Origin of the sequence: Micromonospora sp. DT48 (genome assembly GCF_049844495.1) — a bacterium.
Taxonomy (GTDB): Bacteria; Actinomycetota; Actinomycetes; order Mycobacteriales; family Micromonosporaceae; genus Micromonospora.
This window is the reverse complement of sequence record NZ_JBNCLE010000008.1, coordinates 138047-152494: the sequence shown is the minus strand read 5'-3', so window position 1 is coordinate 152494 and position 14448 is coordinate 138047. Positions and strand designations below refer to the sequence as shown.

At 72.2% G+C, this 14448-nt stretch carries 11 protein-coding genes; all 11 read right to left on the bottom strand.

Annotated features, from left to right (window positions below; translation table 11 throughout):
* Nucleotides 1–134: 134 nt before the first annotated feature.
* On the bottom strand, nucleotides 135–914 hold the full coding sequence (locus ACLQ2S_RS10765; RefSeq protein ID WP_309223471.1) for a cell division protein FtsQ/DivIB: 780 nt from the start codon (nucleotides 912–914) through the stop codon (nucleotides 135–137).
* Nucleotides 915–946: 32 nt separating this feature from the next.
* Complete coding sequence (murC, locus tag ACLQ2S_RS10760; protein ID WP_155219151.1) at nucleotides 947–2479, bottom strand: UDP-N-acetylmuramate--L-alanine ligase; 1533 nt, start codon at nucleotides 2477–2479, stop codon at nucleotides 947–949.
* Between the two features lie 58 nt (nucleotides 2480–2537).
* Entirely contained in the window at nucleotides 2538–3644 is a 1107-nt protein-coding gene (gene murG, locus ACLQ2S_RS10755; protein WP_155219155.1) for an undecaprenyldiphospho-muramoylpentapeptide beta-N-acetylglucosaminyltransferase, read from the bottom strand.
* Nucleotides 3644–5053, bottom strand: coding sequence for an FtsW/RodA/SpoVE family cell cycle protein (locus ACLQ2S_RS10750; RefSeq protein ID WP_425701693.1), 1410 nt, complete (start codon nucleotides 5051–5053; stop codon nucleotides 3644–3646). The genes murG and ACLQ2S_RS10750 overlap by 1 nt, the downstream gene beginning before the upstream one ends.
* Nucleotides 5054–5397: 344 nt before the next feature.
* The gene (mraY, locus tag ACLQ2S_RS10745) at nucleotides 5398–6531 is read right to left on the bottom strand and encodes a phospho-N-acetylmuramoyl-pentapeptide-transferase (protein WP_309223422.1); all 1134 of its coding nucleotides are present in this window, start codon (nucleotides 6529–6531) and stop codon (nucleotides 5398–5400) included.
* Entirely contained in the window at nucleotides 6528–7955 is a 1428-nt protein-coding gene (locus ACLQ2S_RS10740; protein WP_425701619.1) for a UDP-N-acetylmuramoyl-tripeptide--D-alanyl-D-alanine ligase, read from the bottom strand. The genes mraY and ACLQ2S_RS10740 overlap by 4 nt, the downstream gene beginning before the upstream one ends.
* A complete protein-coding gene (locus tag ACLQ2S_RS10735; protein WP_425701618.1) occupies nucleotides 7952–9508 on the bottom strand; it encodes a UDP-N-acetylmuramoyl-L-alanyl-D-glutamate--2,6-diaminopimelate ligase in 1557 nt (518 codons plus the stop codon). The genes ACLQ2S_RS10740 and ACLQ2S_RS10735 overlap by 4 nt, the downstream gene beginning before the upstream one ends.
* Nucleotides 9509–9554: 46 nt before the next feature.
* Entirely contained in the window at nucleotides 9555–11762 is a 2208-nt protein-coding gene (locus ACLQ2S_RS10730) for a peptidoglycan D,D-transpeptidase FtsI family protein (protein WP_309223425.1), read from the bottom strand.
* A 3-nt stretch (nucleotides 11763–11765) separates the two neighbouring features.
* Nucleotides 11766–12371, bottom strand: a complete 606-nt coding sequence (locus tag ACLQ2S_RS10725) for a septum formation initiator family protein (RefSeq protein WP_155219161.1) — start codon at nucleotides 12369–12371, stop codon at nucleotides 11766–11768.
* The gene (rsmH, locus tag ACLQ2S_RS10720; protein WP_155219429.1) at nucleotides 12368–13468 is read right to left on the bottom strand and encodes a 16S rRNA (cytosine(1402)-N(4))-methyltransferase RsmH; all 1101 of its coding nucleotides are present in this window, start codon (nucleotides 13466–13468) and stop codon (nucleotides 12368–12370) included. The genes ACLQ2S_RS10725 and rsmH overlap by 4 nt, the downstream gene beginning before the upstream one ends.
* Nucleotides 13469–13674: 206 nt before the next feature.
* Complete coding sequence (gene mraZ / locus ACLQ2S_RS10715; RefSeq protein ID WP_117227058.1) at nucleotides 13675–14106, bottom strand: division/cell wall cluster transcriptional repressor MraZ; 432 nt, start codon at nucleotides 14104–14106, stop codon at nucleotides 13675–13677.
* Nucleotides 14107–14448 lie beyond the last annotated feature (342 nt).

Below are 14448 nucleotides of genomic sequence, written 5' to 3'. Positions count from 1 at the left end.
CCCTCTACTAGAGGGTTAGAGTTATGTCAACCACTGATCCTCTTCGGGGCAACGTAAGCGCAGCCGAGCGATGAGCCAAGGACCTTTCCGGCGTGTCGCCGGTCTAGCGAGACGGCTCACCCCTGATCGGCCACTCATCGGAAGGTGACCACGTCCGGTGCGCTCACGTCGATCCGGGCCGCGTCCTGGTCGAGCAGCGCGGTGGCCACCCGCGCCTTGTCCGGACCACGGGTCGCGTCGCCCCAGAACACCGTACGGTCGTCGCGCAACGTCAGGCTGATCCGCGCCAGACCCTCCACACTGACCTCGACCAGGTGGTCGCGCAGCTCCGGGGTGAGCGCGCCGAGCACCTCCAGACCCGCCTGGGTGTCCGGATCCTCCGGGCCGGGCGAGGCCAGCCGCACCAGCGGCAGGTCGGCCGGTCGATCCGGGACCGTCTGGAACACCACCCCGGCTGCGTCGATCACCACGAACTGCTCCCCACGCGGCACCACCGCCACCCCGGTGCGCTCGGTCAGCCGCACCACCAACGCGTCCGGCCAGTCCCGGGTCACGGTGACCCGCTCCACCGGCGGCAGGGCGCCGATCCGGTCGGCCAGCTCCGCCAGGTCGACCCGGGCCAGCGGAGCACCGTCCGGCACCCCCGCCGCGTCGCGCACCTGCACCGCCGTCACCAGGTCGGCACCCTCCACCCGCATCTCACGTACCCCGAACAGGCCGGTGCTCAGCAGCGTCCACGCCACCAGCCCCGCCACCGCCAGCAGGCCACCGAGCACCGCCCAGGGCAGCGCCGCGCGCATCCGACGACGCCGGGCGCGGGCCATGAACCGCCGGGTCGAGGCGGGCACCGCGTCCCTGCCCGCGCGTACCAGCTGCCACCTGCGGACGGGGCGACGCCCGGCGGCACCGTCCACACCGGTGCCGCGCCCACGGGCCGGGCCGGGACTCATTCCGCGACAGGCGCCGCGCCGTCCACACCGACGGCGTCAGGCACGCTGCCCCCGATGCTCGTCGACCCGCCGGTCACCCCGCCGGGGACGGTGTCGGTCGACGCCTGCGCACCGGCGGTGCGCGCCGCCAACGCGGCCAACAGTTCGTCGCCCATCAGCGAGATCGGTGGGGCCCCCATCGTCACCACCACGTCACCGGACCAGGCCCGACGGGCCACCTCGGTCGGCACGGCCTCCCAGGTGTCGACGAACACCTTCCGCTCCGCCGGCAGCGGCACCGCCTCGATCAGGGCCGCCGAGCCCTCGCCGGGGCCGCGCTCCTCGCCCGGCCCGAAGACCTCCAGCAGCACCAACTCGTCGGCGATCGCCAGCGCCTCGGCGATCTCCGCCTGCAACTCGCGGGTGCGGTAGAGCCGGTAGGGCTGGAAGACCACGATCAGGCGGCCGTCGCCGGCCACCTCGCGCAGCGTCCGCAGGGCCAGCGTCATCGAGGTCGGATGGTAGGCGTACTCGTCGTAGACCAGCACCCCGTCGGCGACGCCCTTGCGCTCGAAGCGCCGACGCACCCCCGGGAAGGCCGCGAGCGCGGCCTCCACCGCCGGCAACGGCAACTCCAGCAGGTACGCCGCCAGCACCGCCGACGCGCTGTTGAGCCCCATGTGCCGACCCGGCACCGGCAGCCGGAACTCGCCCAGCGAGCGGCCGTCGATGTGGGCCAGATAGCGCACTCCCCGCGCCGAGGAGGCCATGTCGGTCAGCCGCAGGTCGGCGTCCTCGGCCTCGCCGTAGGTGTAGACCCGACGCCCCTCGGCGCGCAGCGTCGCCGCCAACCGGCGGCCGCCCACGTCGTCGGCGCAGGTGATGATGAAGCCGTCCGGATCGGTGAGCCGGGCGAACTCGGCGAAGGCCGCCTCCAGGTTCGCCAGGTCGCCGTAGGTGTTCAGGTGGTCCGCCTCGATGTTCGTCACGATCGAGACGAAGGGCCGGTAGATGAGGAAGGAGCGGTCGCTCTCGTCGGCCTCGACCACGAAGTACTCGCCGGTGCCGTGGTGCGCCCCCGAGCCCCCCTCGGAGATCTCCCCACCGATCACGAAGGACGGATCCGCCCCGGCCTGCTGAAGCACCATGGTGACCATGGAGGTGGTGGTGGTCTTGCCGTGGGTTCCGGCGACGGCCACGGTACGACGACCGGTCATCGCCGCCGCCAGCGCCTCCGAACGGTGCAGCACCCGCAGCCCGCGCCGACGCGCCTCGACCATCTCCAGGTGGTCCGCCGGGATCGCCGAGGAGTACACGACCGTGTCGACCCCGTCGAGATTGCTCGCCTCGTGCGTCATGTGGACGGTCCCACCGAGCGCCCGGAGGCCGGCCAGCGACGGCCACTCCCGCAGCTCACTGCCGGAGACCGGCAGGCCCCGGGTGAGGAAGAGCCGGGCCAGCCCGCTCATACCGACCCCACCCACCCCGATCAGGTGGATGTGACCGAGGTCCTCGGCGGTCAACGTGCCCGCCGGGCTGAACGTGGTCATCGGGACCAGCCTTTCGTTCGCGACTGCGGGGCTCGCACAACCGGCTCACTCCTCGCGCTCACCGGGAGACCGCCTCGTAGACGAAGTTGAGCAGCGCCTCGTCCCCGTCGCGCCGGCCGTAGGCCGCGGCGGCGTTGCCCATCGCGTGCAGCCGCTGCGGGTCGCGGATCAGCGGGATCACCGTGCGTTCGAGCCAGTCGGGGGTGACCTCGGCGTCGTCGACGAGCAGACCACCGCCGGCCTCGACCACCGGCAGCGCGTTGCGTTTCTGCTCCTGGTTGCTGTGCGGGTAGGGCACGTAGATGGTCGGCAGCCCGATCGCGGCGACCTCGGCACAGGTCATCGCCCCGCCCCGACCGAGCATCAGGTCCGCCGCCGCGTACCCGGCATCCATGTCGGACAGGTACGGCAACGTCACGTACGGCACCGGCAGGTCGGTCGGGATCGACACCGGCTCGTTGCGGGCACCGATCACGTGCAGCACCTGGACTCCGTTGCGCGCCAACTCCTTCGCCGCCCCGGCGACCGCGAGGTTGATCGACCGGGCGCCCTGCGAGCCACCGGCGACGAAGAGCACCGGCAGGTCGGGGCGGAGCCCGAAGTGGGCCCGCGCGGCGTTACGCATCGCCGCCCGGTCCAGCCCGGCGATGCTGCGCCGCAGCGGCACACCGACCACCCGGGCGTCGCGCAGCGACTCGGCCTGGGCCGGCTGATGCGGGAAGCCGACCGCCACGTGTTTGGTGAACTTCATCCCCAGCCGGTTGGCCACCCCCGGGGGCACGTTCACCTCGTGGATCACGATGGGCATCTCCCGCCGCCAGGCGGCCAGGTAGGCCGGCACCGAGACGTACCCGCCGAAGCCGACCACCACGTCGGCGCGTACCTCGTCGATGACCTTGCCTGCGGCGCGGGCCGCGGTCCACATCCGGCCCGGGGTACGCACCAGGTTCATGTTGATCGACCGGGGCAGTTGGTAGGCCGGGATGTTCCGCAGGTCGTAACCGGCCGGTGGGATCAGCTCGTTCTCCAGGCCCTTGGGTGTGCCCAGGCAGGTGATCCGGACGCCGGGGTCATGCCGGCGCAGGCAGTCGGCGAAGGCGAGCAGCGGGTAGATGTGCCCCCCGGTGCCACCTCCTGCGAGCACCACCGAACGCAGCGGACCCATCAACGTCTCCTTTCGTCCGCCGACCCGCCACGACCCCGGCCGTCCCGGGTGCCACGCGGTGCGGCCTGGTCGTCCCTGCGCCGCTTGCGTGCCTGGGGCACGGCACCCCGGCCGGTCGACGGCGGCGCGACGCGGCGCCGCCGGCCAGGAAGCGGCGGCAACGGTGCCCACACTAGTCGGACCCACCGGGCCGGCGGACGGGCATGCAGGGCCCGTGCCGCATCCGGTTCGGCGCGGGCGAACGAGGCCAGCATGCCGACCGCCGCGAGGGTGACCACCAGGGCGCTGCCGCCGTCGGAGATGAAGGGCAGCGGTACGCCGGTCAGCGGCAGCAGCCCGATCACCCCGCCGATGTTGATGAACGCCTGACCGACCAGCCATGCGGTGGCCCCGGCGGCGGCCAACCGGCGGAACGGGTCCTCGACCCGGCGGGCGATGCGCAGGCCGGTGTAGCCGAGCACGGCGAAGAGCGTGACGATCACGACGCAGCCGACCACCCCCAACTCCTCGGCGATCACCGCGAAGATGAAGTCGTTCTCCGCGGCCGGCAGCCAGGCCCACTTGGCCCGCCCCTGACCCAGCCCGGTGCCGAACCAACCGCCGTTGGCGATGGCGTACCGGGCCTGGACCATCTGGTAGCAGAGTTCCACCTTGCAGTCGTCCAACGGCGGCGGGTTGAAGAAGACGGTGAGCCGGGCCAGACGGTAGTTCTCCTCGCCCCGGACCCCGGAACCCGCGCCGAGCGAGGCGACCGCGATCAGCAGGCCGATACCGACCAGCCCGATCGCGCTGAGCGCGGCGAAGACCCGCAACCGCACCCCTGCCGCCCAGAGCAGGCCGACGACCAGCGCGAGTAGGCAGAGCATGCTGCCCAGGTCGTTGTAGCCGACCAGGACGAACAGCAGCCCGACCACCGGGAAGAGCGGCGTGGCCAACTCCCGCCACCAGCCCAGCGCCGCGCCCTTGCGGGCGAGCACGTGCGCCCCCCACAGCACCAGCGCGAACTTCGCCAACTCCGACGGTTGCAGGCTGATCTCGCCGATGTACAGCCAGAGCAGTCTGGCCTCCAGCGGGCCGATCTTCGCGTCGCCGTCGGTCAGCCGCCCGTACGCCACCAGCAGGTTGAGCAGCACCAGCAGCCCGACCGCGACTGCCAGGGTCGGCCGACCCAGGGCCCGGTAGGTGCGTGCCGGCAGCCGCTGGCAGGCCCAGAACGCGCCGATGCCGATCACCGCGAAGATCGCCTGCTTGGTCAGCGACGCCGAGGCGTTGCCGCCCTCGGCGTAGTCCCGCACGCTGGTGGCCGAGAAGACCATGGTCAGCCCGATCAGCAGCAGCAGACCCGCGCTGGCCAGCAGCAGATGGTAGGAGGCCAGCGGCCGGGACAGCAGGCCTCGCAGCGCCGCCAACGACCCCACCGCGTCCAGCCCACGCAACGCCCCGTCGGCGCGTGCCGTACCGGATCCGTCGGCGGCCCGGCTCGCGGCGGTCGCGGCCCCGGCCCGGCTTCCGCCTCTGACCGTCGTGGCACCGCCCGCTGCCGACCCGACCGTGCCGTCTCCTTCTCGCGCCTGCCCCACAGCGCCATCATCGCCGTTTCCGGCACCCGACACAGGCGGTACGCCCCGGTCGGCGTGTCGCACTTGCGTCGCCTCTCTCCACCGCCCCCGTCGGACGGCTTGATCAAGAGTTATGGGTCGGGATCCGCGCGGATCCCGACCCATGACTCCATCGACGCCGTCCGGCGGGTCGGTCAGCCCATGTTGGCCAGGAAGTCGCTGTAGAAGAGACCGAGGGCGATGGCCACCCCGATGCCGGCGATGATCCAGAACCGGACCACGATGTTGACCTCGCTCCAGCCCGCCAACTCGAAGTGGTGCTGCAACGGCGACATCCGGAACACCCGCTTGCCGGTCGTCTTGAACGAGATGATCTGGATCACCACCGACATCGTGATGATCACGAACAGCCCACCGATGATCAACAGCAGCAGGATCGTACGGGTCGACATCGCCATGCCGGCGATCAGGCCACCGAGGCCGAGCGCTCCGGTGTCGCCCATGAAGATCCGGGCCGGGGAGGTGTTCCACCAGAGGAAGCCGACACAGGCACCGGCCGCCGCTCCGGCGATCAGCGCGATCTCCAGCGGATCCCGCACGGTGTAGCAGTAGTTGTCCGGATTCGCGGTGTACGCCGGGTCGGCGCACCAGTGGCGGTACTGCCAGAACGCGATCACCGCGTACGCGCCCAGCACCATCACCGAGGCCCCGGTGGCCAACCCGTCGAGCCCGTCGGTGAGGTTGACGCCGTTGGTCGCGGCCATCACCACGAAGATGAAGATGATCACCGCGCCGATCTTGGTGACGTCCAGGGCCGGGATGTCCCGGATGAAGCTCAGCATGGTGCTGCCGACCGTCTCGGTGTTCGTCACCGCCCCGGTGGCGTCGGTCATGGTGGAGGGGAACCAGAGCGCGACCACCCCGAACACCGCACCGACCAAAATCTGCCCGAGCAGCTTGCCCCGCGCGCTGAGACCACCGCTGTGCCGCTTGCGCACCTTCAGGAAGTCGTCGATGAAGCCGACCGCGCCGCAGAAGACCATCAGCCCCAGCAGCACCAGCGCCGTGATGGTCGGCTCGACCTGGGCGATCTGCGCGTCCGGCAGCGTGGTCAGGGCCAGGTGACCGGCCACGTACGCGATGACGGTGGCGAGGATGAACACCACGCCGCCCATCGTCGGCGTGCCCTTCTTGCCCTGGTGCATCTGCGGGCCCTCGGCCCGGATGGGTTGCCCCGCCTTGAGCCGGGTGAAGACCCGGATCGCGATCGGGGTGCAGAACAGCGAGACGAGGAAGGCCACTCCGATGGCCACGATGACCGCTCTCACGCGGCGCCACCCTCGGCCGACACCGACGAACCCGAGTCGTTCCCGACGGCGTCGACGCGCAACGCGTCGGCCACCTCCCAGGTCCGATACCGGGAGCCCTTCACCAGGACGACGTCGCCCGGCCGTAGCTCGCTGCGCAGCACCTCGACGGCCGCCGCCTGATCGGTGAGCAGCACCGACTCTCCTCCCCAGTCACCTACCGATGTCGCCCCGTGGTGGATCGACGCCGCCGCCTCGCCGACCACGAGCAGCCGGTCCACGCCCAGTTCCGCCGCGAGCCGGCCCACCTCGGCGTGTCCCTGCGCTTCGAACTCGCCCAGCTCGGCCATGTAGCCGAGCACCGCGACGGTACGCCGTCCCGCGCCGACGCCACCGAGCGCCCGCAGCGCCACCGCCATCGACGCCGGATTGGCGTTGTACGAGTCGTCGATCACGGTCACCCCGTCGGTGCGCTCGAAGACGTCCATCCGACGGGTGGAGACCAACCCGAGCGCGCCCAACGCGGTGGCCAGCTCGGCCAACGGCATCCCCAGCTCCCGGGCCACCGCTGCGGCGGCCAGGCTGTTCCAGACCTGGTGCCGGCCGGTGAGTCCGAGCCGCACCGGCGCGCTGCCCTCCGGCGTGACCAGGGTGTACCCGGGCCGTCCGCGCTCGTCCAGCGTCACGTCCACGGCCCGCACGTCGGCGTGCGCCGACTCGCCGTAGCGGACCACCCGGGCCACCGTCCGGGCGGCCATCGCGTCGACCAGCGGGTCGTCGGCGTTGAGCACCGCCAGACCGTCGGCCGGCAACGCCTCGACCAGTTCGCCCTTGGCCAGCGCGATGTTCTCCTGCGACCCGAACTCGCCGATGTGCGACACCCCGACGTTGAGCACCACACAGACGCGCGGCGGTGCGATCTCGCAGAGGTACCGCACGTGGCCGATGCCCCGGGCGCCCTTCTCCATCACCAGGTAGCGGGTGGTCGGTCCGGCCTGCAACGCCGTGTACGGGTGCCCCAGTTCGTTGTTGAAGGACCCGGGCGGGGCCACCGTCTCCCCGAGCCGGGCGACCACCTGGGCGATCAGATCCTTGGTGGTGGTCTTGCCGGAGGAACCGGTCAGCCCGATCACGGTCAGCTCGGGCAGCCGGTCCACCACCGCACGGGCCAGCCGTCCCATCGCGACCAACGGGTCGGCGACGACGATCATCGGCACGTCGGGCACCTCGCGGGTGCCCATCACCGCCACCGCGCCGGACGCCACCGCGGCGGCGGCGAAGTCGTGGCCGTCCACCTTCTCCCCGTCGAAGGCCACGAAGAGTCCACCGGGGGTGACCTTGCGGGAGTCGAACTCCACGCTGCCGGTGACCCGCGCGGCGGGATCGGCGGCGACCAGCCGACCGTTCACCGCCGAGGCCACCTCGGCCAGGCTGAGCGTGATCACTGGCCCTCCAGATCCCCGAAACGGCTCCGCAGCGCCTCGGCGAGTTCGGTCCGGTCGTCGAACGGGTACACCTCTCCGGCGATCTCCTGGCCCCGCTCGTGCCCCTTGCCGAGCAGCACCACCACGTCACCCGGCGCTGCCAGCCGCACCGCCTCGTCGATCGCCGCGCGGCGGCCACCGACCTCGACGACCCGGGCCGACCCGCCGGCCCGATGGGCACCGGCGAGCACCTCGGCGCGGATCGCCGCCGGGTCCTCGGTACGGGGGTTGTCGTCGGTCACCACCACCACGTCGGCACCGGCCGCGGCGGCGGCACCCATCGCCGGCCGCTTGCCCCGGTCCCGGTCGCCACCGGCACCGATGACACAGATCAGCCGGCCGGTGCTCAGGTCCCGCAGGGCGGCCAGGGCGGCCACCACGGCGTCGGTCTTGTGCGCGTAGTCGACGACCCCGCGTACGCCACCGGCCACCCCCACCGATTCCAGCCGGCCCGGGACGCCACCGCACGCCGCCACGCCCTCGGCGGCGGTCACCGGGTCGACCCCGGCCGCCACCAGGCTGGCGATGGCCAGCAGGGCGTTGGCCACGTTGTGTCGACCGGGCAACGCCACCCGGGCGGGCAGCACCAACCCGTCCGGGCCGTGCGCGGTGAACCGTTGTGCGTACCCCTCGCCGGTCATCTCGTCGGCCCACCAGGTGGCGGTTCGGTCCCCGGCCGCCGAGTAGGTGATCGTGCCCGGCTTGACCAGTGCCTTCAACGCCGGGTCGTCGTGGTTGAGCACCTCGGCGGCGCACCGACCGTCGAACAGGCGGGCCTTGGCGGCGAAGTAGTCCTCGCTGTCGGCGTGGAAGTCCAGGTGGTCGGAGCCGAAGTTGGTCCAGCCGCCGACGACGAAGCGCACCCCACCGACCCGCCCCATCGCCAACGCGTGGCTGGACACCTCCATGACCACGGCGGTGACGCCGCGCTCGGCGGCGGCGGCCAACATGGCGTGCAGGTCGGTGGCCTCGGGCGTGGTCCGCACACTGTCGATCACCAGGTCGCCGAGGCGGGTCTCCACGGTGCCGATCAGCCCGGTGACGTGGCCAGCCGCGCGCAGTCCCGACTCGACCAGGTAGGCGGTGGAGGTCTTACCGGCGGTGCCGGTCACCCCGATCACGGTCAGCCCGGCCGTCGGGTCACCGTAGACGGCCGACGCGAGCGTGCCGAGCACCGCCCGGGGGTCGGCCACCACCAGGGCCGGCAACCCGCTCGCGGCGGCCCGCTCGGCACCGGCCGGATCGGTCAGCAGCGCCACCGCGCCGGCCCTCGCCGCGTCGACGGCGAACTCCGCGCCGTGGCGTCGGGCACCGGGCAGCGCCGCGTACAGGTCACCGGGGCGGACCTCGCCGCTGGCGTGGGTCACCCCGGTCACCGTCGGGTCGGCACCGGTCGGGGACGCCACGGCAAGCCGGGCGGCCAGGTCACCGAGCCGGATTCCGGTCACGGAACGGGGACGAGGATTGCCGCGCACGGCGTCAGACCCTACCCGGTCGCTCGGTCCGGGCCGCACGGCGCGCCTGAATCTCCGTCTCATGGAGTGCAACCGCAGGTAGCGGCTACGGGAAAACGGTGAACGTCGGTGCCGGTTCGGTCGACGGCGGTACCCGGTAGTGCCGCAGAGTGAAGGTCATCATGTCGCGGAACGCCGGGGCCGAGATCTGCCCCCCGCCGCCACTCGGGCTGTGCACGAAGACCGCGATGACGTACCTCGGGTTCTCCGCCGGAGCCATCCCGATGAACGAGGCGACCTCGCCGGGCTGCTTCTTGCCGTCGACCAGCCGCCAGCCGGTTCCGGTCTTGCCCGCGACCCGGTAGCCCGGCACCGCGGCGGCCAGACCGGTGGCGCCCTCGACCGTGGTGACGGCCTCCATGATCGTACGCAGCGCGGCGGCGTTGTCCGGGCTGAGCACCTGCCAGGTCTCCGGGTCCGGCGCGGGGGTCCGCTTGCCGTCCGGGGCGATCGTCTCCTTCAGCAGGTGCGGCTGGACGTACGTGCCGTCGTTGGCGATGGCGGCATAGGCGGCGGCCATCTGCAACGGCGTGGCGTCCACGCTGTGCCCGATCGGCACCGATCCGTGCGACGACCCGCTCCACTCCTGCACCGGCAGCAGTCGGCCGCTGGCCTCACCGGGCATCCCGACCTTGGTCGGCTTACCCAGGCCGAACCGCCGCTGGTAGTCGAGCAGGCGTTCCGGGCCGAGCTTGTCGGCGATCTGGATGGTGCCGACGTTCGAGGAGTACGCCATCATGCCGGCGACACTCATCCGCTTCCCGTTCGCCGGGTGGGAGTCACGGAACCAGGTGTCGCCCTTGCGGATGGCGTTGGCGACCGGGAACGACGTCTCTGCGGTGATCACGCCCTCCTGCAACGCGGCGCCGAACGTGATCGCCTTGTGCACCGAGCCCGGGTCGACCACGAAGCTGGTGGCCGCGTCCACCCGGTCCGTCGGCTCGCTCGCCGACGCCTTCGCCGCGTTGTAGGTGGGGTGGCTGGCCTGGGCGAGCACCTCACCGGTACGCGCGTCCAGCACCACGGCCGCCCCGGTGCTGCCGCTGACCTGCTGCATCTGTTCACTGAGGATGCGCTGCACCATGTACTGCAGGTCACGGTCGATGGTGAGCACCAGCGAACTGCCCGGCTTGGCCTTCGTGGTGCGGCTGTAGCCGCCGGGGATGGGGGCGGCGAGGCCACCGAGGCCCGCTTCGAAGACCCGCTGGCCGTCCTCGCCGTGCAGCACGTCGTCGAAGCGCGCCTCCAGGCCCTCCAACCCGACCATGTCCTGGCTGGTGAACCCGATCAGGTTGGCGGCCAGGTCACCGCCGGGCACCTCGCGCCGCTCGTCGCGGTGGGTGGCGATGCCGGACAGCTTGAGCGCCATGATCTTCTTGGCGCGGTCGATGTCCACGCCCCGGGCCAGGTACTCGAACTGCGAGTCCTCACCGTTGATCCGCTTACGGGGCTTCATCTTCTCGGCCAGTTTGCTGGCCGGGATACCCAGCAGCGGGGAGAGGGCCCGCGCGGTGGCGTCGATGTCCTCCACCCGGGTGGGGTCGGCGTAGACGTACCGGGCCTCGACGCTGTGCGCCAGGGCCGCTCCGTCCCGGTCGTAGATGGCGCCGCGCGGCGCCGGTAGTTCGACCTTCACGAGCCGGTCGGGCAGCCCGCCGTCGGCGTACGCCGGTGTGTCGACCGTCTGGAGCACGACGAGCCGCACACCGATGGCGACGAAGAGGGCCAGCGTCAACGCGGTACCCAGCCGCAGCCGTCGCCCCGGGTCGGCCAGCCGGGGCGGTTTGGGTGGCTTACGCGACGGCCGGCGCGGGGGCGGCCGTTCCCCACGGCGCGGCTCCCGGGCGGTGACCCGCCGCCGGGCGGCGCTGGCCGGGGCCTCGTCGCGGGGAGTCCGGTCGGTGACGGCACGGGTCACCGGTGCGCGCCCGGTGCCGCCGCCGCGGCGGGCCGGGTCGGCGGACCGGCCGGCGGTGCCCCGACCGCCGTCGAGGACCTGGAGAGCCGGGCGGAACGGATCCTGCGACCGGTTGCTGCGTGGGGTGCGCCGCTGCGCCACCCGCCCGTTGCCGGCCCCCTCGCGGATGGAGCGGCCACGCGGGGTGTAGGCGCGGGCGTCGGAGATGCCACCGATGCCGGGCTCGGCGTCCCGCTCCCCCGGGTGTGGTGACATCCCGCGCTGGCCGCCGCCACGCGACGAACCGCGCCGGGAGCCCTCGGCGTCCCGGCGCGGTTCCTCCGACCTCGGTGGCACGGCTTACCCCTCCGCGCCCTGCTGGCTCGCGATGGAGGGCTGCCCGCCGGCAGGCTGCGGCACCCCGATGACCTTGCCGTCCGGCAGCCGGATGTACGCCGGCTCACCCGACTCGACCAGCCCCAGCTTGCGGGCCTGGGCCGCGAGGTTGCCCGGCGACTCGGACTCGGCGATCTGCTTCTTCAGCTGCTGCTGCTCCACGTCGAGCTTCGCCTGCTGCTGCTGCAACTCGTCCAACCGGAAGGCGTTCTCGTTGATCTTCGTGTTGACCGCCAGGATTCCCAGCACCCCGCCGACGACCAGCGTCACCACGAGCGCGGCGAAGGGCGCCCGGGGCACCCGGACCGGCGGCGGCGGAGCGACCCGCAGCCGCGGCGTCGTCGGCCGCTCGGCCGCGACGGCGGCCCGCTCCACCGGGCGCAGAGCCGCGCTGCCCTGGGTGGGAAACTCGCGCGCCCCCCGGGCGCGAGTCTCCGCCGACCGGTTCGGCCGGTCCGTCCGCCGGGCACCGTCGCCCGCTCCCCGGGTCCGCTCCGCCGCGATCCGGCCCCCCGACCGCGGTGCGCGCTGCCCGACGCCGGCAGTGGTCCGGCGCTTGTCTACATTCATGTCCCCTCCCCCTCTTCGTCCGTCGTGTCCCCCGGCGCCTGCCGCGGATCCGGATCGGATCCCGTGGCCGACGCCGTCCCCGGTTGGTGCATCGCCTTGACCCGGCGGCGGTACCGTTCGCGGTCGGTACGCCCCCGTGCCTGCGGGTCGATCCGCTCCGCGGCCCGCAGTCGTACTGACGCGGCCCGCGGGTTCGCGGCGACCTCCGCCTCCCCGGGCAGTTCCGCGCCCCGGCTGAGCAGCCGGAACGTCGGCTCCGACCCGGGCAGTTCGACCGGAAGGTCGATCGGACCCGTGCTGCGGACCCGATCGGCGAGCGCCTGTTTGGTGAGCCTGTCCTCCAACGAGTGGTAGGACAGGACCACCAGGCGACCGCCGACGGCGAGTCTGTCCAGAGCGGCCGGCAGCGCCGTCTCCAGCGCCGCCAGTTCCCTGTTTACCTCGATACGTAAAGCCTGAAACGTTCTCTTTGCCGGGTGTCCGCCCGTTCGTCGGGCTGGTGCCGGGATCGAATCCCGGACCAACTCGGCCAGCCGCGCCGACGAGGTGATCCGGGTGCGTTCCCGTTCCCGGATGATCGCCGAGGCGATCCGGCCGGCGAACTTCTCCTCGCCGTACACCCGCAGCACCCGGGCCAGCTCCGGATGGGTGTACGTGTTGACCACCTCTTCGGCGGTCACCCCCCGGGTCTGGTCCATCCGCATGTCCAGCGGCGCGTCCTGCGCGTACGCGAACCCGCGGTCGGGCGCGTCGAGTTGCAACGAGGAGACACCGAGGTCGAACAGGACCCCGTCCACGGACGGGTAACCCAGTCGGTCGAGCACCTCGGGCAGCTCGTCGTAGACGGCGTGCTCCAGGTGGACCCGGCCGGTGAAGCGGGCCAACCGGATCCTGGCGTGCTCCAGCGCCTCGGTGTCCCGGTCCAGGCCCACCAGAACCGTCTCCGGATGCGCCTGCAACACCGCCTCGGCGTGGCCGGCGAGGCCCAGCGTCGCGTCGACGTGCACGGTGCGCCCACCCCGGCCCAGTGCGGGGGCCAGCAGCTCGAGACACCGCTCAAGCAGCACCGGCACATGCGTGCCGCGTAGCTCCCCCATGTCGACCCCCACTGGTGTGAACCGGTTGTGTTCGCGTTCTGTTCGTCGGACGACGCTGCCGTCGTACCGCCAGATCCCCATCCGCTCTCCGCCCGCCCGTCGGGCCGTGGCCCGGAGGATCGGATCTCGCGCCTGGCACCGGGGAAGGGATGCCAGGAACTCGAAAGCGGCTGGAGATCTCGCAGTACGTCGGGCGTCGTCACGCCCTACAGACCGCCGGGCAGCACCCCTTCCTCGATGTCGGCGAAGTCGTCTTCGCTCTCGGCGAGGTAGGTCTCCCAGGCGACCTTGTCCCAGATCTCCACCCGGGTGCTCGCGCCGATGACCACCAGGTCCCGGTCGAGCCCCGCGTACGAGCGCAGGTGCGCCGGGATGGTCACCCGGCCCTGCTTGTCCGGCACCTCGTCGTGCGCGCTGGCGAAGAACACCCGGCTGTAGGCTCTGGCCGCCTTGTGTGTCATCGGCTGCGCGCGCAACTGCTCCGCGATGTGCTGGAACTCAGGCGTCGGGAAGACGTAGAGACAGCGCTCCTGCCCTTTGGTGATCACGACACCCCCCGCCAACTCATCCCGGAACTTCGCCGGAAGGATCAACCGGCCTTTGTCGTCCAGGCGCGGGGTGTGGGTGCCGAGGAACATCGGCCCAACCCCCTCGCCCTTTGGCGGCGTTCGCGCGCCGCTGACCCCCCGGGCCGGTGGGCCCCTCCCGGCCCCACCAATGCGCCCCACTCTACTCCACTTCCCTCCACCCGCAACCAGAATCGCCCGCGTGGCGCGCCGTGTCGGACCACAAAACCGCACGTCAGCGAGGGTGGAGCGGAGTGGAGGGGCGAGCGGCCCCGCGCGGCAGGTCCGCTTTCCGACATAGATCGACTCCATCTGGCTGAGCCCGATCCGACCGGGTGCCGACCGGGCCCAGCCGAACGGATCGTCGTCGGTGGCGATCTCGCGGGTCCGCTGGTCCGGTAACCTCGCTCGCGT